Origin of the sequence: Pseudomonas citronellolis (assembly GCF_900112375.1) — a bacterium.
Lineage (GTDB): Bacteria > Pseudomonadota > Gammaproteobacteria > Pseudomonadales > Pseudomonadaceae > Pseudomonas > Pseudomonas citronellolis.
The window spans coordinates 16,585-42,087 of sequence record NZ_FOLS01000023.1 but is presented as its reverse complement, the minus strand read 5'-3'; the positions used below and the strand labels follow the sequence as shown (position 1 = coordinate 42,087).

Below are 25,503 nucleotides of genomic sequence, written 5' to 3'. Positions count from 1 at the left end.
TCAGCCAGGTGATGGAGACTCGCATGATCGCCAAGAAACCCATGATCGCGCTGCTGGCCCTGGCGGCCCTGGTGGCGACAGATGCCCGCGCGGCGGTGAGCGCCGACCAGGCCGCACAGCTCAAGAGCAGCCTGACGCCGCTGGGCGCCGAGAAGGCCGGCAACGCCGCCGGCAGCATCCCCGCCTGGAGCGGCGGCCTGACCCAGGCGCCGGCCGGCTACAAGGGTCCGGGCAGCCACCACGTCGACCCCTTCGCCGGCGACAAGCCGCAGTTCACCATCACCAAGGCCAACCTGGAGCAGTACAAGGCGAACCTGACGCCCGGCCAGATCGCCCTGTTCAACACCTACCCGGACAGCTTCCAGATGCCGGTGTACCCCACCCGCCGTTCCGGTTCGGCGCCGCAGTGGGTGTACGACAACACCTTCCGCAACGCCACCAGCGGCAAGCTGGTGGAAGGCGGCAACGGCTTCGCCGACGCCTACGGCGGCATTCCCTTCCCGATCCCGCAGAGCGGCCTGGAAGCGCTGTGGAACCACATCGCCCGCTACCGCGGCAGCTACATCGAACGGCGCTCGGCGCAGACCGGCGTGCAGCGCAACGGCGCCTACTCCCTGGTCACCAGCCAGGACGCCGCGCTGTTCCGCTTCTACGACCCGAAAGGCAGCTTCGAGCAGCTGGGCAACACCCTGTTCTACTACATGACCTTCACCACCGCCCCGGCGCGCCTGGCAGGCGAGGGCGCGCTGGTGCAGGAAACCCTCGACCAGGTCAAGGAACCGCGCCAGGCCTGGGGCTACAGCCCCGGCCAGCGCCGCGTGCGGCGCGCGCCGACGCTGGCCTACGACACCCCGATCGAGGACTCCGACGGCCTGCGCACCGCCGACGACACCGACATGTACAACGGCGCGCCGGACCGCTACAACTGGACCCTGGTGGGCAAGAAGGAAATCTACATCCCCTACAACAACTACCTGGTAACCAGCCCCGAGGTGAAATACAAGGACCTGCTCACCCCCGGCCACATCAACCCGAAATACACCCGCTACGAACTGCACCGGGTGTGGGTGGTGGAAGGCAAGCTCAAGCCCGGCGCGCGGCACATCTACAGCAAGCGCACCCTGTACCTGGACGAGGACAGCTGGGGCGCGGCGGTGGTCGACCAGTACGATGGCCGTGGCGAGCTGTGGCGGGTATCGATGGCCTACCTGAAGAACTTCTACGAACAGCCCATGGTCTGGACCGCGCTGGACACCTTCCACGACCTGCAGTCGCGGCGCTACAGCGTGCAGTGGCTGGACAACGAGGAGCCGGGCACCGCCGACTTCAGCAAGCCGGCGCCGGACGTGGCGGAGTTCAGCCCGGCGGCTTTGCGGAGGAAGGCCTCCCGTTAGGACGCGCTTTTTGTAGGAGCGAGCTTGCTCGCGAATGGAGTCTCCGGGGTCTGCTGTGCTTTGGATTGACTCCGCTCCCTCTCCCTAACCCTCGGCTGCGCGCCCCGCCCTGAAGGGAGAGGGGACCGTTCGGCGCGCTCGGATGTTTCGGCGTTAGCCGGCTTGTACCGAGTGCCCGGAACACCAAATCTTCTCTCGGCACGGACAAGCCCCCTCTCCCTTCAGGGCGGGGCGCGCAGCCGAGGGCTGGGGAGAGGGTGCTCTCGCATCGCACAGAAGCCCCAGACAAACGTAGGGCGAATAACCGTTCGCGGTTATCCGCCGCCTGACCGTGGCCCCACAACGCTCCGGGTTCGGCCACGAAGCACCGCCCGGCCTCACTCCGACCCCAACCACGAGATAGCTGTAACGGCGTACAACCGCGAACGGTTGTACGCCCTACGACTCCCACCCCCCACCCAACGCCTTGTACAGCAGCGCCAGATTCACCCCCACCGCCTCGCTACTGCGCACCTGGCGCTCTTCACTGGCCAGCAACTCGCGCTGCGCACTCAGCACATTGAGGAAATCCACGGCCCCCGCCTTGTACTGCTCGCGGGCATTGGCCAAGGCCGTGCGGCCGTGCTCCACCGCTTCATCCAGGGCCGCCAGCTCGCGCTGGTCGGCGGCGTAGTCGTTCAGCGCATCGTCCACCTCGCGCCAGGCATTGAGCACCGTGCGCCGGTAGGCGATGGCCGCTTCCTTCTGCTGCGCCTCGCGCAGGGCCAGGGTGCCCTTCAGCCGGCCGCCTTCGAAGATCGGCAGGTGCAGGCTGGGGCCGATGCCGAAGGTGCGGCTGTTCCAGTCGCCGAAGTTGGCCAGTTGCAGGGCCTGGAAGCCGAAGTCGCCGTTGAGGCTGATGCGCGGGTAGAAGTCCGCCTGGGCCACGCCGATGCTGGCGGTGGCCGCATGCAGCACGGCCTCGGCCTGGCGGATGTCCGGGCGGCGCCGGGCCAGTTCCGCCGGCAGGCCCACCGGCACCGCCTGGGGCGGACGCGGGATGGGCGCGGCCTGGGCCAGTTCGCCGGCGAGGGCGCCGGGTTGTTCACCGAGGAGGAAGGCCAGGGCGTTGAGCAGGCGCGCCTGGCGCTTCTGGCTGCCGGGCAGCTGCGACTCGATCACCGCCACCTGGGCCTTGGCCTCGGCGACGTCCAGCTCGGTGGCCACGCCTTCGGCGCGGCGTAGCTGGGTCAGCTGCAGGCTGTGCCGGGCGATGTCCAGGTTGCCGCGCAGGATCGCCTCGCGGCCTTGCTCGCCACGCAGTTGCACATAGTCGCGGGCGCTTTCGGCCAGCACCGCCACCAGCACGTCATGGCGGCTCGCCTCGCTGGCCTGCACCTGCGCGTCGGCGGCCTCCAGCTCGCGGCGCACGCGGCCCCACAGGTCCAACTCCCAGCTCAGGGTGAAGCCGGCGTCGAGCTGATTGAAGTTGTGCCGGCCAGCCTCGCCGGACGGGTCGGACAGGCCCACCTCGCTGTTGCGCTGGCGCGCATAGCCGGCATTGCCATCCACCTGCGGCACGGCGTCGGCGCCCAGCGCCCGGCGGATCGCCCGGCTCTGCTCCAGGCGCGCGGCGGCGGCCTGCAGGTCGAGGTTGCCGGCGGCCACGCGGGCCTGCAGGCGGTCCAGCTGCGGGTCGTTGAACAGCTTCCACCACCGGCTTTCCACGGAGCCGCCGGCGGGGCGGCTGGCGACGTCGTCGCCCTTGGCGTTCCAGGCGGCCGGCGCCTGGGCGTCGGGTCGGCGGAAGTCCGGGCCTAGGCTGCAGGCGCCCAGGGCCAGGCAGGCGAGCAGGAGCGGGGCGTGCTTCATTGCGCGGCCACCTGCTCGCCGCCGGCGGAGGCGGTGTCGATGCTGGCCACCACCGACATGCCCACGCGCAGGCGGGCCAGCAGCGCCTGGTTCGGCTCCAGGACGATCTTCACCGGGATGCGCTGCACCACCTTGGTGAAGTTGCCGGTGGCGTTGTCCGGGGCGATGGGCGCGAAGCTCAGGCCGGTGGCCGGGGCGATGCTGTCGACGTGGCCGCGCAGCACCTGGCCGGGGAAGGTGTCGACGCGCACTTCGACCGCCTGGCCGGGATGCACTTCGGTGAGCTGGGTTTCCTGGAAGTTGCCGACCACGTAGGCCTGCTGCAGCGGCACCACCGCCAGCAGCGGACTGCCCGGGGTGACGTAGGCGCCGACGCGCACGCCGCGGCGGCCGACCATGCCGTCGAAGGGCGCGCGGATCTCGCAATAGGACAGGTTCAGCTGCGCCTGCTGCAACTGCGCCTCGTCGCGCTGCACCGCGCTCTGCGCCTCGGCCTGCTGGGCCTGCAGCACATCCAGCTGCTTGCGCGCGGCCAGGTTGGCGGCGCGCGCCTTGTCCAGCGCGGCCTGGGCGTTGTCCAGGCGCGAGCGCGCCTGCTGGGCGTTCTGCAGGGTGCCGGCGCCCTGGCTGGCGAGGTGCTGGTAGCGCTGCAGTTCCTGCTGGGCGAAGCGCTGGGTGGCCTGGTCGGCCGCGACCTGGGCGGCGCTCTGGGCGATCACCGCCTGTTGGCGCTCCAGGTCGGCGCCGACGTGGCGCAGGCGCGCCCGCGCCGAGAGCAGCTCGGCCCCGGCGGCGGCCAGCGCGGCCTGGTAGTCGCGTGGATCGATGCGCGCCAGCACCTGGCCGGCTTTCACCGACTGGTTGTCTTCGACCAATACGCTGTCGACGATGCCGGCGACCTTGGGCGCCACCAGGGTGAAGTCGGCGTGCACGTAGGCATCGTCGGTGCTCTGTTCGCGCTCCGGGCCGAGCAGGCGCAGTAGCAGCCAGGCCAGGGCGGCGAGCAGCAGCAGCGCGGCCATTGTCAGGCTCGCGCGGCGGGAAGTGAGGAATGTCTTGGACATGATGGCTTTCCGGATTTCAGTGAGCGGGGGCGACCGGGCGCGGCGGGTAGACCCGCAGCGGCATGACGGCGATCAGCGGGAGCAGGGCGGCGGCCAGCCAGGCCATGCACCACAGGGTGTCGGCGGCGGCCAGCACCGAGGCCTGGCCGTGGACCTGCCCGGCCAGGCGCGGCAGGCTGCCGTCGAGCTGGTCCAGGCGCAGCGCCAGGGCCTGGGGCGCGGCGCCCAGGTGGTCGACCAGGCGGTTGGAGTGGTAGTGCTCGCGCCAGGTCATGAGGATGCCCACCACGCTGCTGCCGACCACCGCGGCGAAGGCCCGCACACTGTTGAACCAGGCCGAGGCGAAGGGCCCTTCGACGGGCGCCACCACGCTGGTGGAGGACATCAGCAGCGGCACCACGGCCATCGGCTGGCCGATGATCTGCAGGCTGAGCAGCAGGTAGAAGTTGTCCCGCGTCCAGTCGCCGGTCAGTTGGCTCATGCCGTAGGCGGAGAGGCCGCACAGGGCGATGCCGATGGCCAGCACCCAGCGGCAGTCGACGCGCGGGATGTTGCACAGAGCGGCCACCAGCGGCAGCGTCAGCAGTTGCGGCAGGGCCACCAGCAGGGCCATGGGCGCGCTCTGCAGCGGGCGGTAGCCGTGGGCGGCGGCCAGGTACGAGGCCGGCACGCCGGCGCAGGCGCCGAGCACCACCAGCACGCCGGCCAGGGTCAGCAGCGAGTGGCTGAGGTTGCGCCGCTTGAGGATGTCCAGGCGGAAGAACGGCAGCGGGTGCGTCCATTCGTTGAGGAAGAAGGCCGCCAGCAGCGCCGCGCCGCCTACCACCAGCAGGGTGGCCAGGTCGGACTCGAACCAGTCCAGGCGCTCGCCCTGCAGCAGGCCCAGCACCAGCATGAGGATGCCTGGCAGCCCGAGGGCCACGCCGAGCCAGTCGAACTGGCGGAAACGCTCCAGGCGCAGCGGGTCCTGGGGAATGCCCCAGGCCACTGCGGCCATGGCCAGCGCGCACAAGGGAATGACCTGCCAGAACACCCACTGCCAGCCGACGTACTCGGTCCACAGCGCCGCCAGGGGCATGCCCAGGTTGGGCGCGAAGGTGGCGGTCAGGGCGTAGGCGCCCAGGCCGTAGAGCTTGATGCCCGGCGGCAGGAAGCGCAGCGCCACGGTCATCAGCATCGGCGGCAGGCAGCCGCCGGCCAGGCCCTGCAGGGCGCGCAGCAGGTACAGCGTGTGCACGTTGGGGGCGAAGGGGCAGAGCAGCGCCAGCAGGGTGAAGGCAGCGATGGCGGCGAGGGTGAAGCGGCGTAGCGAGAGGGTTACCGAGAACCAGGGCGCGAAGGCCATGCCGGCGACCTGGAAGGCGGCGTACAGGGCCAGCAGCCAGGTGCCTTCGTCGTGGCCGATGGCCAGCGCGCCACGCACGTCGTTCATCGCAAGGTCGGTGACCTTGTCGTTGAGCCCGGCGCTGAGCGAGGCGAGTAGCACGCCGAGCATGCCCACCAGGATGCGCGGGCCGAAGGGCTGGGCGGCGGGCCTGGCCGGCTGCGCGGCGGCCGGGGTGGCGAGCGGGGTGAGCGCGGCGGTCATGGCCGGGCCTCGTGGCGGAGGCCGGCCATCGCGCTATGGTCGGGGCAAGGCATGGCGTCGGGACTCTAGGGGTTTTGAGCAGAGTCTAGGGAGCGCCAATCAGTGTGAAAATTGAAATGATTAGAACTAATCAGTGCGTATGGTGCACTGGTTGGGGATCAGCTCAGCAACCCCGAACTCTCGCGCAGCTCGATGCATACCCGCTTCACCGTCTGCCGCAGCCAGCTGTGCGCCGGGTCGTTGTCGAAGCGCGGGTGCCAGGCCTGGATGATCACCACGGATTTCAGCGGCAACGGGATGTCGAACTGGCGCAGGGACAGCCCGAGGCGGTCGAGGCGCCACAGCGAGTGCTCGGCGATCGGCAGCAGCAGGTCGGATTCCAGCAGGGCGAAGATCGAGGAATGGAAGGTCGGCGCGATCAGCCGGATGTTGCGCTTGAGGCCCAGGTTCGCCAGTTCCTCGTCGATCGGCCCGAGGGGCCGGCCGCGGCGCGAGACGCTGATCTGCGGATAGGCGGCGAAGCGTTCCGGGGTGATCTCGCCGTCGAAGATCGGATGGTCGCGGCGGGCCAGGCCGACGAAGTTGGTGGTGAACAGCGTCTGGGTGCGGATTTCCGGCTCCAGGCTGGAGGTGGCGCCGATGTACAGGTCGATGCGGTTCTGCCGCAGGGCCTCGTCATCGAAATCGGCCTCGGGGGCCATGCGCAGGCTGCAGTGCGGCGCCTCGTCGCGCATCACCGCCAGCATGCGCGAGGCGAAGCCGCCCACCAGCACGTTGTTGGAGCGCAGCACGAAGCAGCGTTCCAGGCGGTCCATCTGCAGGTTTTCCTTGGCGTTGAACAGGCGCATGGCGTGTTCCACCAACTCGCTGACCTCCTCGCGCAACTGCAGCGCCCGCGGCGTGGGCACCAGGTTGCGCCCGGCGCGGACCATGATGGGGTCGCCCACCGCCTCGCGGATGCGCCCCAGGGTGCGGCTCATGGCCGGCGGGCTCAGGTGCAGGCGGCGCGCGGCGCCGACCACGCTGCCTTCTTCCAGCAGCACGTTGAGGGCGACCAGCAGGTTGAGGTCGGGCAGGGCCATGGTGCCTCCGGGAACGTTGGTTCGCAGGGATGCTCGGCGATACGTGCGTGTGGTGCAACTCTGGCGTGCAGCCAGGGTGCCTTTACGCATTCCGCCCGAGCCCGAAGAATGATCGGCGTTCACCGTTTTATTAAGGAAACCCCATGTTCGAACGCATCCTGGTCGCCATCGACGGCACCCCGCAGGCCCAGCGCCTCATCGCCACCGCCGCGCAGCTGGCAGAGGCCGGCACGCCGCGCCTGGAGGTAGTCTGCGTGGTCGACCGCGCCTTCGCCCTGCCGCAGCCGGACGTGCTCGATTACCCGCCGGCCGAGCACGAGCAGCATGAGGCCCAGGCCCTGCTGGACGCCGCGCTGGCGCAACTGCCGGCGGGCCGCGCCACGGGGCGGATACTGGCCGGCGACCCGGCGCGGGCGATCCTGCGCGAGGCCGAGCGCCAGGGCTGCGACCTGATCGTCATCGGCCACCGCCACCTGGGGCGCATCGAGCGGCTGCTGGATCCCTCGGTGGGGCAGCGGGTGATCGAGCGGGCGCCTTGCCCGGTGTTGGTGGAGGTGCGGGGGTAGCGCGGGGCTGCTTTTGTAGGAGCGGACTCCGTCCGCGATGGACCGGGTGCAGGCGCGGATCGCGGATGAATCCGCTCCTACGCCCTCCGGCAAACACAAGACCCGTAGGATGGCGTTGAGCGAAGCGATACCCATCGCCACGGCCGCATGGGTTTCGCCAAGGCTCAACCCATCCTACGAAAAGCCATGCTCGCGAATGGAGTTTCCCTTGGGCTTTGCTGTGAGGACTCTCTCGCATCGCACGAAGCCCTCGGCCAGCGTAGGGCGAATAACCGTTCGCGGTTATCCGCCGCCTGGCCTTTCTCATCGCTGAATGCGTGGCTGGGCCGGGGGCTTCGTGCTCGAGTGGGACCAAGGCCAAACGGCGGATAACGCCGTAGGCGTTATGCGCCCTACGGTTCGACCCCGTCCCCCCGGGAAATGAAAAGCGGCCACCCCGGCCGGCGGTCCTGAGCAAGGGCCCGGCCGGCGTGACCGTAAGCGTCAGCCGCGCTGGTGCACCGAGCGGCCGTGGGCGAAGGTTTCGCGGACCGTGCGGTCGTCGCCGAGGATGATCAGGGCGAAGAGTCTTTCCTCCAGGCTCTTCGCCTGCCGCAGGCGGTAGTCCAGCAGCGGGGTGGCCTTGTAGTCCAGCACCACGAAGTCCGCCTCGTTGCCCTGGGCGAAGCTGCCCACCTTGTCCTGCAGCTCCAGCGCGCGGGCGCCGCCGAGGGTGGCCAGGTACAGCGACTTGAACGGGTCGAGCTTGATGCCCTGCAGCTGCATCACCTTGTAGGCCTCGTTCAGCGACTGCAGCTGGGAAAAGCTGGTGCCGGCGCCGACGTCGGTGCCCAGGCCGACCTTGACCTTGTGCTTCTCCAGCTTGGCCAGGTCGAACAGGCCGCTGCCCAGGAACAGGTTCGAGGTGGGGCAGAAGGCCACCGCCGAGCCGGTCTCGGCCAGGCGCTGGCATTCGCCGTCGCACAGGTGCACGCCGTGGGCGAACACCGAGCGCGCGCCGAGCAGGCCGTGGTGGTCGTAGACGTCCAGGTAGCCGCTGCGCTCGGGGAACAGTTCCTTGACCCACTCGATTTCCTTGCGGTTCTCCGACAGGTGGGTGTGCAGGTACACGTCCGGGTGCTCCTTGAGCAGGCGGCCGGCGGCGTCCAGCTGTTCGGGGGTACTTGTGGGAGCGAAGCGCGGGGTCACCGCGTAGAGCAGGCGGCCCTTGCCGTGCCAGCGCTCGATCAGCGCCTTGCTGTCGCGGTAGCTGCTTTCGGCGGTGTCGGTCAGGTAGTCCGGGGCGTTGCGGTCCATCATCACCTTGCCGGCGATCAGCCGCAGGTCGAGCTTCTCGGCAGCATTGAACAGCGCGTCCACCGATTGCGGGTGCACGCTGCCGAATACCAAGGCGGTGGTGGTGCCGTTGCGCAGCAGTTCCTTGAGGAAGATGCCGGCGACGTCGGCGGCGTGGGCTGGGTCGGCGAACTGCTTCTCGGTGGGGAAGGTGTAGGTGTTCAGCCAATCCAGCAGCTGTTCGCCGTAGGAGGCGATCATGCCGGTCTGCGGGTAGTGGATGTGGGTGTCGATGAAGCCGGGGGTGATCAGCGCGTCGCGGTATTCCACCACTTCCACGCCGCCCAGTTGCGGCAGCAGCTCGGCGGCGTGGCCGAGGCGGGCGACCTTGCCGTCTTCCACCAGCAGGATGCCGTCTTCGAAGTACTGGTAGGACTTGTCGACGCCCACTTCGGCGGGGTCGGCGACGCTGTGCAGGATGCTGGCGCGGTAGGCTTTGCTGGTCATGTCGTTCTCTCGATCCTGGGAACGATGGGTATCGCTTCGCTCAACCCATCCTACGAATGTCTGTTGGTTGCCTCAGGTACCGCTCTCGGCGGTACGGGCCCGGCGGCTGCTGGGCAGGAGCTTGGCCACCGAGTGTTCGCCGCTGGCCTTTTCCTGGCCGAAGGCGGCGTTGTAGGTGGCTATCACTTCGCCGGCGATGGACACGGCGATCTCCACCGGCAGCTTGCCCTTCACCTCGGCGATGCCCATGGGGCAGCGCATGCGTTGCACGGTCTCGCTGGCGAAGCCGCGGTCGCGCAGGCGGTGTTCGAACTTGGCGCGCTTGGTGTCCGAGCCGATCAGGCCGAAGTAGCCGAAGTCGTCGCGCTTGAGTATCGCCGCGGTCAGCTCCAGGTCCAGGGCGTGGTTGTGGGTCATGACGATGTAGTAGCCGCCCGCCGGCATATTCTCGACCTCGTCGAGCACTTCGTCATTCAGCACTTTCTCGACGCCGGCCGGGATGCTTTCCGGGAACTCGGCCTCCCGCGAGTCGATCCAGCGCACCTTGCACGGCAGGCTGGCCAGCAGCGGCACCAGCGCGCGGCCGACGTGGCCGGCGCCGAACACCGCGATGTGCGCCTGGGGCTGGCCCATCGGCTCGAACAGCAGCACGGTGGCGCCGCCGCAGCACTGGCCGAGGCTGGCGCCCAGGCTGAAACGCTCCAGGCGCGGCTGCTGGCTGCGCTGTTCGAGCATCTCGCGGGCGATCTGCAGGGCCTTGAACTCCAGGTGGCCGCCGCCGATGGTATCGAACAGCCTGTCGGCGCTGACCACCATCTTCGAGCCGGCGTTGCGCGGCGTGGAGCCGAGCTCCTCGATGATGGTCACCAGCACGGCGGCTTCGCCGCGTTGCTGCAGGTCGGCGAGGGCGCTGATCCAGTTCATGACGTCTACCTCGGTAGATGGCTCTTCGTAGGAGCGAGCTTGCTCGCGAAGGGTGGTTGGGTTGTTCGCGAGCAAGCTCGCTCCTACAGGGTTACGCTGGTTCGGCTTGGGTTTGGGTGGTCTCGGCCTGCGCAGCCTTCAGCCTGCGCATCTGCTCCACCCCCCACAGCACCCGCTCCGGCGTCGCCGGTGCGTCGATCTGCGGCTGCACGCGGTAGTCGGCCAGGCTCGCCACCGCGTCCTTGATGGCGCAGAACACCGAGATGCCGAGCATGAACGGCGGCTCGCCCACGGCCTTGGAGTGGAACACCGTCTGCTCCGGGTTCTTGCGGTTCTCCACCAGCTTCACCCGCAAGTCCATCGGCATGTCGGCGATGGCCGGGATCTTGTAGCTGGCCGGGCCGCAGGTCATCAGCTTGCCCTTGGCGTTCCACACCAGCTCTTCCATGGTCAGCCAGCCCATGCCCTGGACGAAGCCGCCTTCCACCTGGCCGATGTCGATGGCCGGGTTCAGCGAGTCGCCGACGTCGTGGAGGATGTCGGTGCGCAGCATGCGGTACTCGCCGGTCAGGGTGTCCACCAGCACTTCCGAGCAGGCGGCGCCGAAGGCGAAGTAGTAGAACGGCCGGCCGGCGGCCTTATCGCGGTCGTAATAGATCTTCGGCGTGCGGTAGAAGCCGGTGGAGGACAGTGACACCTGGCCGAAGTAGGCCTGCTGGATCAGTTCCTCGAAGGGCACGATCAGGTCGCGGATGCGCACCTGGTTGTTGCGGAACTCGACGTCTTCCTCGGTGACCTTCCAGTGCCGCGCGGCGAATTCCACCAGGCGCTGCCTGATGGTCTCGGCGGCGTTCTGCGCGGCCTTGCCGTTGAGGTCGGCGCCGCTGGAGGCCGCAGTGGGTGAGGTGTTCGGCACCTTGTCGGTGTTGGTCGCGGTGATCTGCACGCGGTCGATGTCGACCTGGAAGACTTCCGCCACCACCTGCGCCACCTTGGTGTTCAGGCCCTGGCCCATCTCGGTGCCGCCGTGGTTCAGGTGGATGCTGCCGTCGGTGTAGATGTGGATCAGCGCGCCGGCCTGGTTGAGGAAGGTGGCGGTGAAGCTGATGCCGAACTTCACCGGGGTCAGCGCCAGGCCCTTCTTGAGGATCGGGCTGGCGGCGTTGAACGCGCGGATTTCGGCGCGGCGCTTGGCGTACTCGGCGCTGGCCTCCAGCTCGGCGGTCATCTCCGCGATGAGGTTGTGCTCGACCTGCTGGTGGTAATGGGTGACGTTGCGCTCGTCCTTGCCGTAGTAGTTGCGCTTGCGCACCTCCAGCGGGTCCTTGCCCAGGTGGCGCGCCACGGCGTCCATCACTTCCTCGATGGCGACCATCCCCTGCGGGCCGCCGAAGCCGCGGTAGGCGGTGTTCGACGCGGTGTTGGTCTTGCAGCGATGGCCGTTGATGGTGGCGTTGCCGAGGAAGTAGGCGTTGTCGGAGTGGAACATGGCGCGGTCGACGATGGAGCCGGAGAGGTCCGGCGAGTAGCCGCAGTTGCCGGCCAGGTCCATGTGAATGCCGTGCAGCAGGCCGTCGTCATCGAAGCCCACGTCGTACTCGACGTAGAAGGGGTGGCGCTTGCCGGTCATCTGCATGTCTTCCACGCGCGGCAGGCGCATCTTCGCCGGGCGCCCGGTCAGGCGCGCGATCACCGCGCACAGGCAGGCGGGCGCCGCGGCCTGGGTTTCCTTGCCGCCGAAGCCGCCGCCCATGCGGCGCATGTCGATCACCACTTTGTTGAAGGAGATGCCCAGCACCTCGGCCACCAGCTTCTGCACTTCGGTGGGGTTCTGCGTGGAGGTGTAGACGATCACGCCGCCGTCCTCGCTGGGCATCACCGAGGAAATCTGCGTCTCCAGGTAGAAGTGCTCCTGGCCGCCGATGTGCAGGGTGCCCTGGATGCGGTGCGGCGCGCTGGCCAGCTGGGTGGCGGAATCGCCGATCCTGTGGGTGTGGCTGTCCAGCACGAAATGCTTCTTGCGCAGCGCCTCGACCACGTCGAGCACCGGCTCCAGGTCCTCGTACTCGATGATCGCCGCCATGGCCGCCTTGCGCGCGGTCTCCAGGCTGTCGGCGGCCACCGCGATGACCATCTGGCCGAGGTACTCGACCTTGCCGTCGGCCAGCAGCGGGTCGCCGGCCACCACCGGGCCGATGTCCAGCTGGCCGGGCACGTCGTCCTTGGTGATGGCGATGGCCACTCCGGGGAAGTCGTAGCAAGGGCTGACGTCCAGCCTGGTGATGCGCGCATGGGCGCGGTCGCTCATGCGGGCGTAGACGTGCAGCTGGTTGGGGAATTCCAGGCGGTCGTCGATGTAGATCGCCTCGCCGCTGACGTGCTTGGGCGCGCTTTCGTGCTTGACGCTCTTGCCCACGCCGGTGGTCAGGTCGGCGCGGAACAGCGCCTGGAGTTCTTCCTGGGTCTTGTTGTGCTTATGCATATGCGGTCACCCGAGTCACGGCCTGGGGCGCTTCCAGTTCGAGGAAGCATTTGCGCAGCAGGTTCTGCGCGGTGAGCAGGCGGTATTCCTTGCTGGCGCGGAAGTCCGAGAGCGGGGCGAAGTCCTCGCCCAGGGCGATTGCCGCGCGTTCGAAGGTGGCGGCGTTGAACGGCTGGCCGAGCAGCGCCGCCTCGCAGGCGCGGGCTCGCTTGGGAATCGCCGCCATGCCGCCGAAGCCGCTGCGCACGGCGCTGATGCGGCAGTCTTCGACGGTGATGCTGAAGGCCGCGCAGACCGCCGAGATGTCGTCGTCCAGGCGCTTGGACACCTTGTAGGCGCGGAACGCCTGGCTGGCCTGCGGGCGCGGGATGATGACCTTCTCGATGAACTCGCCTTCCTGGCGCGCGGTGACCTTGTAGTCGATGAAGTATTCGTCGATCGGCAGTTCGCGGCTCTCGCCGCCCTTGCGCAGCACGATGCGCGCGCCCAGGGCGATCAGCAGCGGCGGCGAGTCGCCGATGGGCGAGGCGTTGCCGATGTTGCCGCCGAGGGTGCCCTGGTTGCGGATCTGCAGCGAGGCGAAGCGGTGCAGCAGCTCGCCGAAGTCCGGGTAGTCGTGGGCCAGGGCCGCGTAGCAGTCGGTCAGCGGCGCGGCGGCGCCCAGCTCGATGCGGTCGGCGAGGACTTCGACGCGTTTCATCTCCTCGACATGACCGACGTAGATCATCACCGGCAGCTCGCGGTGGAACTGGGTGACTTCCAGGGCCAGGTCGGTGCCGCCGGCCAGCAGGCGCGCCTGCGGGTTGGCGCTGTAGAGGTCGGCCAGGTCGGCGATGGTCAGCGGCAGCAGGCAGCGCTTGTCGCCGCTGTTCAGCTCGGCGGTCTCGCGCGGGGCGATGGCCTTGAGCTGGGCGCTGGTCTGCTGCTGGGCGGCGTCGAACTGGTCCGGGCGCTTCTGGCAGCAGGACTGCTCGGCGGCGTCGAGGATCGGCCGGTAGCCGGTGCAGCGGCAGAGGTTGCCGGCCAGCGCCTCGTAGGCCTCGGCCTTGCGTTGCTCCGCGGTTTCGCCGGCGCTGTTCTTCTGCAGGGCGAACAGCGACATGACGAAGCCGGGGGTGCAGAAGCCGCACTGCGAGCCGTGGCAATCCACCATGGCCTGCTGCACGCCGTGCAGTTCGCCGCGGTGCTTGAGGTCGTCGACCACGATCAGTTGCTTGCCGTGCAGGGCGGAGACGAAGGTCAGGCAGGAGTTGAGGGTGCGGTAGCGGATGCGCTCGGCGCCCTCGGCACCGACCAGTTCGCCCACCACCACGGTGCAGGCGCCGCAGTCACCGGAGGCGCAGCCCTCCTTGGTGCCGGTCTTGCCCAGGTGCTGGCGCAGGTAGTTGAGCACGGTGAGATTCGGGTCGAGGCGGTCTTCGACACGCAGCTCGCGGTTGAGCAGGAACCTGATCAAGGCATGCCTCCAGGCTTTCTTGTTGTTGGGCGGGGCGCGATGGAGGTGAATCTAGGAAAAGCTGACTTTTAAGTCAACAAAAATTCTGATCTTTCGGTCAGCTATTTCCGGCAGGGCGCTTTTTCGTAGGAGCGAGCTTGCTCGCGAACGGGGCTACTTGGCAGCTGGGATGGTTCGCGAGCAAGCTCGCTCCTACGGTCATGGCTGCGGGGCGTTGTGTTTACCGGCAGGTGGTAGGAGCGCGCCATGGCTGATGCAGCGCAGTAACGTAGGGCGGATAACCGTTCGCGGTTATCCGCCGTTTGACCTTGGCCATATCTCGCTCGGAGTCAGCCTGAAGCGCCTGTTGCAGGTTGCGCCAGGCTCGACCACGAAGTTGACGATAAGCACGGTGAAACGGCGTACAACCGCGAACGGTTGTACGCCCTACGCTCCCGGAGGCGCAAAAAAAACGGCAGCCGGGGGTATGTCGGCTGCCGCAAAGGCGTGGAACCCGTTGGAATCAGGCGCGCTGGGTATCGCTCAGCTGGTATTCCTCGCCGGCGTAGTAGGCGCGTACGCGGGGGTTCATCACCGCGCGCCACAGCGGCGGGAACAGCGCCAGGACGATCATTCCGGCGTAGCCGTTGGGCAACTGCGGGCTGTCGTCGTAGTGGCGCAGCACCTGGTAGCGGCGCTTGGCGTAGGCGTGGTGGTCGGAGTGGCGCTGCAGGTGGAAGAGGAACAGGTTGGTCAGCAGGAAGTTGCTGTTCCACGAATGCTCGTGGGAGGTGCGCTCGTAGCGGCCGTCGTCCAGGCGCCGGCGGTGCAGGCCGTAGTGCTCGACGTAGTTGACGATCTCCAGCAGGGTGAAGGCCATGGCCGCCTGGCCGAGGAAATACACCGCGCCGAGCCAGCCGAAGGCCAGGCTGAAACCGAGCAGGAAGAGCGCGCTGATGACGTACCACCAGATCAGCTCGTTGCGCCAGTGCAGCGCCGGCAGGCCCTTGCGCTTCAGGCGCTGGGCCTCCAGGCGCCAGGCGTTGAGGAAGTTGTGCTTGTAGGCGTGGGGCAGGAAGGCGTACAGGCTCTGGTCGTAGCGCGAGGAAGAGGCGTCTTCCGGGGTGGAGACGTGCACGTGGTGGCCGCGCACGTGCTCCACCTTGAACCCGGCGTAGCACACCGCCGCCAGCAGTAGGCCGCCGGCGCGCTGCTCCAGCTGCGGGTCCTTGTGGATCAGCTCGTGGGACACGGTGATGCCGATGGCGCCCATCACCGTGCCCACCGAGAGGATCCAGCCCAGCTTGCCCACCCAGTTCCATGCCTCGTAGTGAGTGATCACCCAGCCGCCGTAGACCAGCATGCCCAGCAGCAGCGGCACGGTCATCAGGCTGAGGAAGCGGTAGTAGCCCTCGCGTTCCAGTACTGGCACTTCACTGGCCTCGTCGGGGTTGGCCGGGTCGCGGCCGACGATGGCGTCGAGCACGGGGATGACCAGGAACACCACGGCGATGACGAACCAGGCCCAGGCGTTGGGGTGGTCGCTGCCGTAGGACCACCAGTAGCTCAGCGGAATGCCGAACACCGGCACCAGCCAGATCCAGTAGCCGGCCTTCTTCAGGCGCAGCATCCAGGCAGGGGAAAGGAAGGCGAACATGGCGCGATTCTCGTTGTAGGATTGTCAGACAATCCTGCGCCCAATCCTTTCTTCGTACGCACCAACCTTCGTTCAGTCGAGCCCCTTGACCGGGGCGTTGCCGGGTAACACCCTGTGTTACACTTCGCGGCCGCAAGCCCCATTCCATCAGCCCTCCAGCGATAAGGACACCCATGACGTTCAAGGCCCCGGACAGCCTGGCTGAGCAGATTGCCCACCACCTCGCCGAACGCATCATCCGGGGCGAGCTCAAGGAACGCGAACGCATCCAGGAGCAGAAGGTCACCCAGGCCCTGAACGTCAGCCGCGGCTCGGTGCGCGAGGCGCTGCTGATCCTCGAACGCCGCCACCTGGTGGTGATACTGCCGCGCCGCGGGGCGCAGGTCTCGGAGCTGTCCGCCAGCCACGTGGAAAGCCTCTACAGCCTGGTCATGGAGCTGTACATCATGCTCGCCAGCGCGGTGGCGCGGACCTGGCGCGAGGAGGGCGACCTGCAGCCCTTCCTGGCCATCCAGCAGCGCCTGATGGAAAGCCTGCAGCGCGGCGACATCGACGCCTTCGTCGAGTCCAGCTTCGACATCATGCGCGCGGCCTTCCCCTTCGCCGCCAACCCCTACCTGCAGGAGACGGTGGAGAACCTGCTGCCGGCCATCAGCCGCACCTACCACCTGGCCCTGGAACGGCGCAAAAGCGAGATGAGCCAGTTCCTCGACAGCTTCGCCCGCCTGCTGCAGGCGGTGATCGACCGCGACGAGGCGGTCATCCGCGAGGTGCTTCTGGACTACGGCCGCCACAACAGCCAGCTGGTGCTGGCTGCCCTGGCCGAACGCTGAGGAGAGCGGCATGCGCCTCAAATGCATCAAGCTGGCGGGCTTCAAGTCCTTCGTCGACCCCACCACCGTCAGCTTCCCGAGCAACATGGCCGCCGTGGTCGGCCCCAACGGCTGCGGCAAGTCCAACATCATCGACGCCGTGCGCTGGGTGATGGGCGAGAGTTCGGCGAAGAACCTCCGCGGCGAGTCGATGACCGACGTCATCTTCAACGGCTCGAACACGCGCAAGCCGGTGACCCAGGCGTCCATCGAGCTGATCTTCGACAACACCGACGGCACCCTGGTGGGCGAATACGCCGCCTACGCCGAGATTTCCATCCGCCGCCGCGTCACCCGCGACGGCCAGAACACTTACTTCCTCAACGGCACCAAGTGCCGGCGCCGCGACATCACCGACATCTTCCTCGGCACCGGCCTGGGCCCGCGCAGCTACTCGATCATCGAGCAGGGCATGATCTCCAAGCTGATCGAGGCCAAGCCCGAGGACCTGCGCAACTTCATCGAGGAAGCCGCCGGCATCTCCAAGTACAAGGAGCGCCGCCGCGAGACCGAGAACCGCATCCGCCGCACCCAGGAGAACCTGGCGCGCCTGACCGACCTGCGCGAGGAGCTGGAGCGCCAGCTCGAACGCCTGCACCGCCAGGCCCAGTCGGCGGAGAAGTACCAGGAATACAAGGCCGAGGAGCGCCAGCTCAAGGCCCAGCTGGGCGCCCTGAAATGGCGCGAGCTGAACGAGCAGGTGGGGCAGAAGGAGCGGGTGATCGGCGACCAGGAAGTGGCCTTCGAGGCCCTGGTGGCCGAGCAGCGCAGCGCCGACGCCAGCATCGAGCGCCTGCGTGATGGCCACCACGAGCTGTCCGAGCGCTTCAACCAGGTCCAGGGCCGCTTCTACTCGGTGGGCGGCGACATCGCCCGCGTCGAGCAGAGCATCCAGCACGGCCAGCAGCGCATGCGCCAGTTGCAGGACGACCTGCGCGAGGCCGAGCGCACCCGCCAGGAAACCGAATCGCACCTGGGCCACGACCGCACCCTGCTGGCGACCCTGGCCGAGGAGCTGGAAATGCTCGCGCCCGAGCAGGAAACCAGCGCCGCCGCGGCCGAGGAGGCCAGCACCCTGCTGGAAGCGTCCGAGACCGGCATGCACGACTGGCAGCAGCGCTGGGACGCCTTCAACCAGCGCAGCGCCGAGCCGCGCCGCGAGGCCGAGGTGCAGCAGTCGAGCATCCAGCACCTGGAACACAGCCTGGAGCGCCAGGGCGAGCGCGAACGCCGCCTGAGCGAGGAACGCGCGCAGCTGGCCGCCGACCCGGAAGGCGCGGCCATCCTCGAATTGAGCGAACAGCTGGCCGCCGTCGAGCTGCAGCTGGAAGAGCTGCAGGCCGAGGAACTGGAGCTGGTCGAGCGCCTGGAGCAGGTGCGCCAGGGCCTGCAGGACGGCAACGCCGCCCAGCACCAGGCCCAGGGCGAACTGCAGCGCCTGAACGGCCGCATCGCCTCCCTGGAGGCCCTGCAGCAGGCCGCCCTGGACCCGGGCGCCGGCACCGCCGACTGGCTGCGCGAACAGGGCCTGGAGCAGCGCCCGCGCCTGGCCGAGGGCCTGCGCGTGGAGCCGGGCTGGGAGCTGGCGGTGGAAACCGTGCTCGGCGCCGACCTGCACGCCGTGCTGCTGGAGGATTTCGCCGGGCTACCCTATGCCGGCCTGGAAAAGGGCGAGCTGCGCCTGCTCGACCTGCCGCGCGGTGGTGCCGCTGTCCCCGGCAGCTTGCTGGAAAAAGTCAGCGCCGACCACGACCTGTCGCCCTGGCTGGCCGGGGTGCGCCCGGTGGAAAGCCTGGAGCAGGCCCTGGAACTACGCGCCTCGCTGGGCGCCGGGCAGAGCCTGGTCAGCCGCGACGGCTACTGGGTCGGCAAGCATTTCCTGCGGGTGCGCCGCGGCGATTCCGCCGAGTCCGGCGTGTTGGCCCGCGGCCAGGAGCTGGAACGGCTGTACGCCGAACGCGAAGAACTGGAAGAACGCCTGGCCGCCCTGGAAGAACAGCTGGAAGCCCAGCGCCAGGCCCAGCGCCAGGCCGAGGACGGCCGCGAGCAACTGCGCCGGCGCATCCAGGAGGAAGGCCGCCGCCACGGCGAGCTGAAGGCCGCGCTCTCGGCCCAGCAGGCCAAGGTCGAACAGCTGACCCTGCGCCGCCGCCGCCTCGACGAGGAACTGGCCGAACTGGCCGAGCAGCGCGCCATCGAACACGAACAGCTGGGCGAGGCGCGCCTGCACCTGCAGGTGGCGCTGGACGCCATGGCCGAGGACACCGGCCGCCGCGAGGCGCTGCTGGCCGAGCGCGACGAGTTGCGCGAACGCCTCGACCGCATCCGCCAGGAAGCCCGCCAGCACAAGGACCAAGCCCACCAGCTGGCGGTGCGCGTCGGCTCGCTCAAGGCCCAGCACGAATCCACCCGCCAGGCCCTGGAGCGCCTCGACGTGCAGGCCGTGCGCCTGGTCGAGCGCTGCGAGCAGCTCAGCCTCAACCTGGAGGAGGGCGCCGCGCCCCTGGAAGAACTGCGCATGCGCCTGGAAGAGCTGCTGGAGCGGCGCATGGGCGTGGAAGAGGAACTCAAGACCGCGCGCCTGACCCTGGAAGACGCCGACCGCCAGCTGCGCGACGCCGAGAAGCGCCGCACCCAGGCCGAGCAGCAGTCGCAGCTGCTGCGTGGCCAGCTGGAGCAGCAGCGCATGGAGTGGCAGGCCCTGACCGTTCGTCGCAAGGCGCTGCAGGAGCAGCTCGGCGAGGACGGCTACGACCTGCACACCGTGCTCGGCACCTTGCCCCACGACGCCGCCGAGAAGGTCTGGGAAGCCCGCCTGGAGGAACTGGCCGGGCGCATCCAGCGCCTGGGCGCGATCAACCTCGCGGCCATCGACGAATACCAGCAGCAATCCCAGCGCAAGCGCTACCTGGACGAGCAGAACGACGACCTGGTGGAAGCCCTGGACACCCTGGAAAACGTCATCCGCAAGATCGACAAGGAAACCCGCAACCGCTTCAAGGAAACCTTCGACCAGATCAATGCTGGCCTTCAGGCATTGTTCCCCAAGGTGTTCGGCGGCGGTCACGCCTACCTGGAACTTACCGGCGAAGATCTACTCGATACAGGGGTGGCGATCATGGCGCGCCCGCCGGGCAAGAAGAACAGCACCATCCACCTGCTGTCCGGCGGCGAGAAGGCGCTGACCGCGCTGGCCCTGGTGTTCGCCATCTTCCAGCTCAACCCGGCGCCGTTCTGCATGCTCGACGAGGTCGACGCGCCGCTGGACGACGCCAACGTCGGGCGTTATGCCCGCCTGGTAAAGGAAATGTCCGAGAAAGTGCAATTCATCTATATCACCCACAACAAGATCGCCATGGAAATGGCCGACCAGTTGATGGGCGTGACCATGCACGAACCGGGATGTTCGCGCCTGGTGGCGGTCGACGTGGAAGAAGCCGTGGCACTGGCGGAAGCCTGATGAAGTGCCTTCTGGACAAATTTCGTACAGTATTCGCCAGCGCCGGGCGCTGACTTGTGCTGTACTGGGGGATATGCATAACCCCTTGATTCGATTGAGGTAAGCCTGATCTTGGGCGGGCTTGGGAAAAGTTGCGATTATTGCTGCGGACAACAGCCGCAGACGGTGTAAAAGTTGTGTCGGGCATGCTAGCTTAATGCCCACTTTGTTACGCGCGAACATACAACTCGAGGTTCGCGTTTTTACCGGGATAGGACATCCCTTTTTCATCATCATTTTTATCAGGGGCACTGGGATTAGATGGATATCGGTCTGCGCGAATGGCTGATCGTCATTGGGCTTATCGTGATCGCCGGCATTCTGTTCGATGGCTGGCGGCGCATGCGGGGCGGAAAGGGCAAGCTGAAGTTCAAGCTGGACCGCCACTTCGCCAACCAACTGGACGACGATGACGACGGCGGCAGCGCCGAGGTGCTGGGCCCCTCGCGGGTGGTCGAGCACCACGAACCTTCGCTGGACGAGCACGACCTGCCCAAGGTCAGCGCCAAGGACGCGGCCCGCGGCAAGCGCCGTGGCGAGCCGCGCCAGGGCGACCTGGCCCTGGACGACCCGGCGCCGAACCTGCTCGGCCCGCTGGACGAAGAAGACTTCCCCGATCCCCTGGCCGAGGCGCCCAAGGAAAAATCCCGCGGCAAGGAACGCAAGAGGGACAGGGAAAAGGACAAGGAGCGCCCGGCGCCCGCCGCCGCCCCGGCTCCGGCTCCGGTGGAAGAAGTGCTGATCATCAACGTGATCTGCCGCGACGAGGGTGGCTTCAAGGGCCCGGCGCTGCTGCAGAACATCCTCGAGAGCGGCCTGCGCTTCGGCGACATGGACATCTTCCACCGCCACGAGAGCATGGCCGGCAACGGCGAAGTGCTGTTCTCCATGGCCAACGCGGTCAAGCCGGGCACCTTCGACCTGGACAACATCGACCAGTTCAGCACCCGCGCGGTGAGCTTCTTCCTCGGCCTGCCGGGCCCGCGCCATCCGAAGCAGGCCTTCGACGTGATGGTCGCCGCCGCCCGCAAGCTGGCCCATGAGCTCAACGGCGAGCTGAAGGACGAGCAGCGCAGCGTGATGACCGCGCAGACCATCGAGCACTACCGCCAGCGCATCATCGAGTTCGAACGCCGCGCGCTGACGCAGAAAAGATAAGCTGGAAGCCTAAAGCTCGAAGCCGGAAGCGACCCCTGTCCTTCCGGCTTTGCTTTTTGGCTTTCAGCTTCTAGCTTCCAGCTTCCAGCCTTTCGCTTATGGCTTCTTCTATGACCACCCAGACCGCCGCCCAACGCATCGCCCAGCTCCGCAGCGAGCTGGACGCGCACAACTACCGCTACTACGTGCTCGACGAGCCCAGCGTGCCGGACGCCGAGTACGACCGCCTGTTCCGCGAACTCAAGGAACTGGAGGCCGAGCACCCCGACCTGGTCACCCCCGAATCGCCGACCCAGCGCGTGGGCGGGGCCGCCGCCTCGGCCTTCGGCGAAATCCGCCACGAAATCCCCATGCTCAGCCTGGGCAACGCCTTCGAGGAACAGGACCTGCTGGACTTCGACCGCCGCGTGCGCGAAGGCCTGGCCGACCTGCTGCCGGGCGGCGACCTGCTCGGCGGCGGCGCCGAGGTGGACTACAGCTGCGAGCCCAAGCTCGACGGCCTGGCGGTCAGCCTGCTGTACGAGAACGGCCGGCTGACCCGCGGCGCCACCCGCGGCGACGGCAGCACCGGCGAGGACATCAGCGCCAACGTGCGCACCGTGCGCAACATCCCCCTGCGCCTGCACGGCGAGGGCTGGCCGGCGGTGCTGGAAGTGCGCGGCGAAGTATTCATGTCCAAGGCCGGCTTCGAGGCGCTCAACGCCCGGCAGATGGAGGCCGGCGCCAAGACCTTCGCCAACCCGCGCAACGCCGCGGCCGGCAGCCTGCGCCAGCTCGACCCGAAGATCACCGCCAGCCGCCCGCTGGAGCTGTGCGCCTACGGCTTCGGCCGCGTCGAGGGCGGCAGCCTGCCGGACACCCAGATCGGCATCCTCGAAGCCTTCAAGGCCTGGGGCATCCCGGTCAGCCGCGAGCTGAAGCTGGCCCGCGGGGTGAAGGGCTGCCAGGACTACTACGCCGATATCGGCGAGCGCCGCGACAGCCTCGCCTACGAGATCGATGGCGTGGTGTTCAAGGTCAACCGCATCGACTTCCAGCGCGAACTGGGCTTCCGCGCCCGCGAGCCGCGCTGGGCCATCGCCCACAAGTTCCCGGCCCGCGAGGAACTCACCGAACTGCTCGACGTGGAATTCCAGGTCGGCCGCACCGGCGCCGTGACCCCGGTGGCGCGCCTGAAGCCGGTGCAGGTGGCCGGCGTCACCGTGTCCAACGCCACCCTGCACAACATGGACGAAGTGGCGCGCCTGGGCCTGATGATCGGCGACACCGTGATCATCCGCCGCGCCGGCGACGTGATCCCGCAGGTGATGCAGGTGGTCGTCGAACGCCGCCCGGCCGACGCGCGCCCGGTGCACATCCCCGAGACCTGCCCGGTATGCGGCTCGCAGGTCGAGCGTACGCAACTGGTCAAGCGCGCCAAGGGCCGCGAGTCGGTCAGCGAAGGCGCCATCTACCGCTGCGTCGGCCGCCTGTTCTGCCAGGCGCAGCTCAAGCAGTCGATCATCCACTTCGTCTCGCGCCGGGCCATGGACATCGATGGCCTAGGCGACAAGATCGTCGAGCAACTGGTGGACAAGGGCCTGGTCAAGTCGCCGGCCGACCTCTACCGCCTGACCTACGAGCAGGTGATCGAGCTGGAAGGTTTCGCCGAGGTGTCCAGCAACAACCTGATCAACGCCATCGCCGACAGCCGCCGGCCGAGCCTGGCGCGCTTCGTCTACGCCCTGGGCATCCCCGACGTCGGCGAGGAGACCGCCAAGCTGCTGGCCCGCGCCCTGGGCTCGCTGGAGCGCATCCAGAAGGCCCTGCCGGAGGTGCTGACCTATCTGCCGGACGTCGGCGCCGAGGTGGCCTACGAAATCCACAACTTCTTCGCCGACGAGCACAACCGCAAGGTGATCGCCGAACTGCTCGACGCCGAGCACGGCGTGCAGCTACAGGAGGAGGGCGAGGTGGCTGCCGAGTTCGCCGCCTGCGCCACCCTGGCCGGCTTCATCGACAAGCTCAACATCCCTTTCATCGCCGCCACCGGCGCGGAAAAGCTGGCCAGCCGCTTCGGTTCGCTGGAAGGCATCATCCACGCCGACTGGCTCGACCTGCGCCAGGTCGAACGCCTGCCCGAGCGCGCGGCCAAGAGCCTGCGCGAGTTCTTCGACGACGCCGGCAATGCCAAGCGCACCCGTGAGATCGAGGAGCAACTGCGCGAGTTCGGCATGCACTGGGCGAGCGAGAAGAAGCAGGCCGAGGGCCTGCCGCTGGCCGGGCAGACCTGGGTGCTCACCGGCACCCTGGAGGCCATGAGCCGCGACGTCGCCAAGGAGAAGCTGGAAAGCCTGGGCGCCAAGGTCGCCGGTTCCGTGTCGGCCAAGACCCATTGCGTGGTGGCCGGCCCCGGCGCCGGCTCCAAGCTGGCCAAGGCCCAGGAACTCGGCGTGGCGGTGATGGACGAAGAGGGGCTGCTGAAGCTGCTGGCCGATCATGGCCTGAACGCCTGAACGCCTGAACGCCTGAACGCCTGAACGCCTGAACCCATTCCCAAGACCATTCGGAGAAGCAACACATGGCAATGACCAAGGAACAACTGGTACGCGACATCGCCGAGTCCCTCGACCTGACCCAGGCCTCGGTGCGTGGCGTGTTCGAGCAACTGGCGCAGATCGTCCAGGACAGCCTGGAGAACGACGGCGAGCTGACCCTGCCGGGCATCGGCAAGCTCAAGGTCAGTGAGCGCGCCGCGCGCACCGGGCGCAACCCGCAGACCGGCAAGAGCATCGAGATCGCGGCGAAGAAGGTGGTGCGCTTCGTCCCGGCCAAGGCCCTGGCCGACAGCCTCAACTGACCGGAGGCGGCGATGGACAAGGCTAGAAAGCAGCGGCTCGCGGGGCTGATCGCCCTGGTCCTGCTGTTCGCCCTCTACGTGGCCTGGACCGAGCGTCCGCAGATCCAGCTGCACTACGACGCCAACGCCAGCGCGCCGGCGAGCTACAGCTTCAAGGAGAACGGCGAGGAAACCCTCTCCGGGGAAATCCAGCCGGGCGCCGTGCTGAACTTCCCACTGCGCCTGCTGCGCGGCGGCGACTACCGCGTGGCCTTCACCTTCCACCGCGGGCAGGAGAAGTACGCCAGCTTCAGCAGCCGGCCCGGCTTCGAGAAGAGCGACCTCTACCTGGGGCCGAACCTGGAGGTCTCCACCCAGCCGATTCCCGGCGGCATGATCCGCGCCGAATGAGGCTATCCCCCACGCCGCCGGGCGAGTGGGGGAGGGGAAACTCAGAGGTAGGTGATGTTCAGCATCAGCGGCCGCGCGCCGCTGCGGCCGTCCAGGTTGCGCAGCACCAGGTTCATGCCGCCGTCCTGCGCTTCGTTCTCGACGCCGAGGTCGACCTTGCGGCCGTCCAGGTCGGTCACCGCCAGTTGGCGGGCCGCTTCCTGTCCGGACGGTTCGCTGAACGACAGGCGCGAGGTCTCGCCGCAGCCGGCCAGGTCCAGGCGTGCCTGTTGCGTGCTGGCCTGGCTGGTGAAGTCGATGATCTTGCACGGCGGCGAGTAGACGTGCCCGCTGAAGCTGATGGTGCCGCCATTGGCGAAGGCAGTGGAAGAGAGAGACAGGCCCAGGGCCAGAACAGCGAAAGCAGACTTGATCATCGGAATTCTCCCAAAGCGTTGAGGGCTGAAGCGCCGAGGGGGAGTCCTTCCCCTCCACCTCACCAGTGCCATGGCAGTGTGCCACCATGCCGCAGGGCAAAGTGATATCAAAATGCTATTTATGTGTATGCCATCGCGGAATTCACCGGTAAGTGCTTGAAGTGCTTGTAACTTGCGCTGGGCTCGGTACAATGTCGCCGCCCGCCACCTAGGCGGGTTTCGTTATGGTGGCCCTGTCGGTCCCCCCGCAACGATCAGCCGTGAACCCGGTCAGGCCCGGAAGGGAGCAGCCGCAGCGGTGACGTCGTGTGCCGGGGTGTGGCTGGCGGGGCCACCTCCATTTTCGGGGGGCGCTTTTCCTAGCCACAATTCCCCGTGTACGCCTTCCACCTCCCCCCTTTTTGCCTTCGGGCTCGTCTGATTTTTCCCTACGGCATAGCCGACCTCTCTGTTCCTGTCGAACGAACCAGCAGCCGCACGTCGCCCTTGGCCCGCATTGTTTTC

The 25,503-nt window shown here is 67.9% G+C and carries 18 protein-coding genes and 1 other RNA gene; 9 read left to right on the top strand and 10 right to left on the bottom strand.

From position 1 onward, the window contains the following. The first annotated feature begins 23 nt into the window (after positions 1-23). Entirely contained in the window at positions 24-1,394 is a 1,371-nt protein-coding gene (locus BM060_RS20890; protein ID WP_074982613.1) for a DUF1329 domain-containing protein, read from the top strand. Positions 1,395-1,832: 438 nt separating this feature from the next. Here BM060_RS20890 and BM060_RS20885 read toward each other — a convergent pair whose 3' ends face one another. The 4 genes from BM060_RS20885 to BM060_RS20870 form a co-directional block, all read right to left on the bottom strand. Continuing rightward, positions 1,833-3,245: an efflux transporter outer membrane subunit gene (locus tag BM060_RS20885; RefSeq protein ID WP_074982610.1), complete on the bottom strand. Its 1,413-nt coding sequence runs from the start codon at positions 3,243-3,245 to the stop codon at positions 1,833-1,835. After that, positions 3,242-4,309 carry an HlyD family secretion protein gene (locus BM060_RS20880; RefSeq protein WP_074982608.1) on the bottom strand — a complete coding sequence of 356 codons (1,068 nt, stop codon included), beginning with the start codon at positions 4,307-4,309 and terminating at the stop codon, positions 3,242-3,244. The genes BM060_RS20885 and BM060_RS20880 overlap by 4 nt, the downstream gene beginning before the upstream one ends. 16 nt (positions 4,310-4,325) lie before the next feature. After that, positions 4,326-5,897 (bottom strand): MFS transporter, encoded by a 1,572-nt coding sequence (locus BM060_RS20875; RefSeq protein ID WP_074982605.1) that lies wholly within the window; start codon positions 5,895-5,897, stop codon positions 4,326-4,328. Between the two features lie 158 nt (positions 5,898-6,055). Continuing rightward, positions 6,056-6,979 carry a LysR family transcriptional regulator gene (locus tag BM060_RS20870; protein WP_074982603.1) on the bottom strand — a complete coding sequence of 308 codons (924 nt, stop codon included), beginning with the start codon at positions 6,977-6,979 and terminating at the stop codon, positions 6,056-6,058. Positions 6,980-7,122: 143 nt separating this feature from the next. Between BM060_RS20870 and BM060_RS20865 the strand changes: the two genes are divergently transcribed. Further along, on the top strand, positions 7,123-7,545 hold the full coding sequence (locus tag BM060_RS20865; protein ID WP_074982601.1) for a universal stress protein: 423 nt from the start codon (positions 7,123-7,125) through the stop codon (positions 7,543-7,545). Between the two features lie 483 nt (positions 7,546-8,028). Here BM060_RS20865 and guaD read toward each other — a convergent pair whose 3' ends face one another. From guaD to BM060_RS20840, 5 genes are all read right to left on the bottom strand, one after another. Continuing rightward, positions 8,029-9,327, bottom strand: a complete 1,299-nt coding sequence (gene guaD / locus BM060_RS20860; RefSeq protein ID WP_074982599.1) for a guanine deaminase — start codon at positions 9,325-9,327, stop codon at positions 8,029-8,031. Positions 9,328-9,399: 72 nt separating this feature from the next. Next, complete coding sequence (gene xdhC, locus BM060_RS20855) at positions 9,400-10,251, bottom strand: xanthine dehydrogenase accessory protein XdhC (protein WP_074982597.1); 852 nt, start codon at positions 10,249-10,251, stop codon at positions 9,400-9,402. 91 nt (positions 10,252-10,342) lie between these two features. Next, positions 10,343-12,733 carry a xanthine dehydrogenase molybdopterin binding subunit gene (gene xdhB / locus BM060_RS20850; protein WP_074982595.1) on the bottom strand — a complete coding sequence of 797 codons (2,391 nt, stop codon included), beginning with the start codon at positions 12,731-12,733 and terminating at the stop codon, positions 10,343-10,345. Further along, entirely contained in the window at positions 12,726-14,189 is a 1,464-nt protein-coding gene (xdhA, locus tag BM060_RS20845; protein ID WP_074982593.1) for a xanthine dehydrogenase small subunit, read from the bottom strand. Before xdhA ends, xdhB begins: the two co-directional genes overlap by 8 nt. A gap of 502 nt (positions 14,190-14,691) precedes the next feature. Beyond that, entirely contained in the window at positions 14,692-15,825 is a 1,134-nt protein-coding gene (locus BM060_RS20840) for an alkane 1-monooxygenase (RefSeq protein WP_074982591.1), read from the bottom strand. A gap of 173 nt (positions 15,826-15,998) precedes the next feature. Between BM060_RS20840 and BM060_RS20835 the strand changes: the two genes are divergently transcribed. The 6 genes from BM060_RS20835 to BM060_RS20810 all read left to right on the top strand — a co-directional run bounded on the left by BM060_RS20835 (position 15,999) and on the right by BM060_RS20810 (position 24,583). Then, entirely contained in the window at positions 15,999-16,658 is a 660-nt protein-coding gene (locus tag BM060_RS20835) for a GntR family transcriptional regulator (protein WP_074982589.1), read from the top strand. A 10-nt stretch (positions 16,659-16,668) separates the two neighbouring features. Further along, positions 16,669-20,157, top strand: coding sequence for a chromosome segregation protein SMC (gene smc, locus BM060_RS20830; protein WP_074982587.1), 3,489 nt, complete (start codon positions 16,669-16,671; stop codon positions 20,155-20,157). Between the two features lie 300 nt (positions 20,158-20,457). After that, positions 20,458-21,354, top strand: coding sequence for a cell division protein ZipA (zipA, locus tag BM060_RS20825; RefSeq protein WP_074982586.1), 897 nt, complete (start codon positions 20,458-20,460; stop codon positions 21,352-21,354). Between the two features lie 110 nt (positions 21,355-21,464). Then, on the top strand, positions 21,465-23,849 hold the full coding sequence (ligA, locus tag BM060_RS20820) for an NAD-dependent DNA ligase LigA (protein WP_074982584.1): 2,385 nt from the start codon (positions 21,465-21,467) through the stop codon (positions 23,847-23,849). A gap of 65 nt (positions 23,850-23,914) precedes the next feature. Beyond that, positions 23,915-24,193: an HU family DNA-binding protein gene (locus tag BM060_RS20815; protein WP_009619418.1), complete on the top strand. Its 279-nt coding sequence runs from the start codon at positions 23,915-23,917 to the stop codon at positions 24,191-24,193. Between the two features lie 12 nt (positions 24,194-24,205). Continuing rightward, a complete protein-coding gene (locus BM060_RS20810; protein WP_058489175.1) occupies positions 24,206-24,583 on the top strand; it encodes a cbb3-type cytochrome c oxidase subunit 3 in 378 nt (125 codons plus the stop codon). A gap of 41 nt (positions 24,584-24,624) precedes the next feature. Here BM060_RS20810 and BM060_RS20805 read toward each other — a convergent pair whose 3' ends face one another. After that, positions 24,625-24,999, bottom strand: coding sequence for a type 1 fimbrial protein (locus tag BM060_RS20805; RefSeq protein ID WP_074982582.1), 375 nt, complete (start codon positions 24,997-24,999; stop codon positions 24,625-24,627). Positions 25,000-25,233: 234 nt separating this feature from the next. Here BM060_RS20805 and ffs point away from each other — a divergent pair. Further along, positions 25,234-25,330: signal recognition particle sRNA small type (ffs, locus tag BM060_RS20800), an RNA gene on the top strand. The last annotated feature ends 173 nt before the right edge of the window (positions 25,331-25,503 follow it).

Bases quoted from the DNA above. Each gene is read 5' to 3' on its own strand.
- BM060_RS20875 (WP_074982605.1), bottom strand. From the start codon at position 5,897: ATGACCGCCGCGCTCACCCCGCTCGCCACCCCGGCCGCCGCGCAGCCG.
- BM060_RS20805 (WP_074982582.1), bottom strand. From the start codon at position 24,999: ATGATCAAGTCTGCTTTCGCTGTTCTGGCCCTGGGCCTGTCTCTCTCT.
- xdhB (WP_074982595.1), bottom strand. From the start codon at position 12,733: ATGCATAAGCACAACAAGACCCAGGAAGAACTCCAGGCGCTGTTCCGC.
- BM060_RS20880 (WP_074982608.1), bottom strand. From the start codon at position 4,309: ATGTCCAAGACATTCCTCACTTCCCGCCGCGCGAGCCTGACAATGGCC.
- guaD (WP_074982599.1), bottom strand. From the start codon at position 9,327: ATGACCAGCAAAGCCTACCGCGCCAGCATCCTGCACAGCGTCGCCGAC.
- BM060_RS20840 (WP_074982591.1), bottom strand. From the start codon at position 15,825: ATGTTCGCCTTCCTTTCCCCTGCCTGGATGCTGCGCCTGAAGAAGGCC.
- smc (WP_074982587.1), top strand. From the start codon at position 16,669: ATGCGCCTCAAATGCATCAAGCTGGCGGGCTTCAAGTCCTTCGTCGAC.
- BM060_RS20835 (WP_074982589.1), top strand. From the start codon at position 15,999: ATGACGTTCAAGGCCCCGGACAGCCTGGCTGAGCAGATTGCCCACCAC.
- BM060_RS20865 (WP_074982601.1), top strand. From the start codon at position 7,123: ATGTTCGAACGCATCCTGGTCGCCATCGACGGCACCCCGCAGGCCCAG.
- xdhC (WP_074982597.1), bottom strand. From the start codon at position 10,251: ATGAACTGGATCAGCGCCCTCGCCGACCTGCAGCAACGCGGCGAAGCC.
- zipA (WP_074982586.1), top strand. From the start codon at position 20,458: ATGGATATCGGTCTGCGCGAATGGCTGATCGTCATTGGGCTTATCGTG.
- BM060_RS20815 (WP_009619418.1), top strand. From the start codon at position 23,915: ATGGCAATGACCAAGGAACAACTGGTACGCGACATCGCCGAGTCCCTC.
- ligA (WP_074982584.1), top strand. From the start codon at position 21,465: ATGACCACCCAGACCGCCGCCCAACGCATCGCCCAGCTCCGCAGCGAG.
- BM060_RS20870 (WP_074982603.1), bottom strand. From the start codon at position 6,979: ATGGCCCTGCCCGACCTCAACCTGCTGGTCGCCCTCAACGTGCTGCTG.
- BM060_RS20890 (WP_074982613.1), top strand. From the start codon at position 24: ATGATCGCCAAGAAACCCATGATCGCGCTGCTGGCCCTGGCGGCCCTG.
- BM060_RS20810 (WP_058489175.1), top strand. From the start codon at position 24,206: ATGGACAAGGCTAGAAAGCAGCGGCTCGCGGGGCTGATCGCCCTGGTC.
- BM060_RS20885 (WP_074982610.1), bottom strand. From the start codon at position 3,245: ATGAAGCACGCCCCGCTCCTGCTCGCCTGCCTGGCCCTGGGCGCCTGC.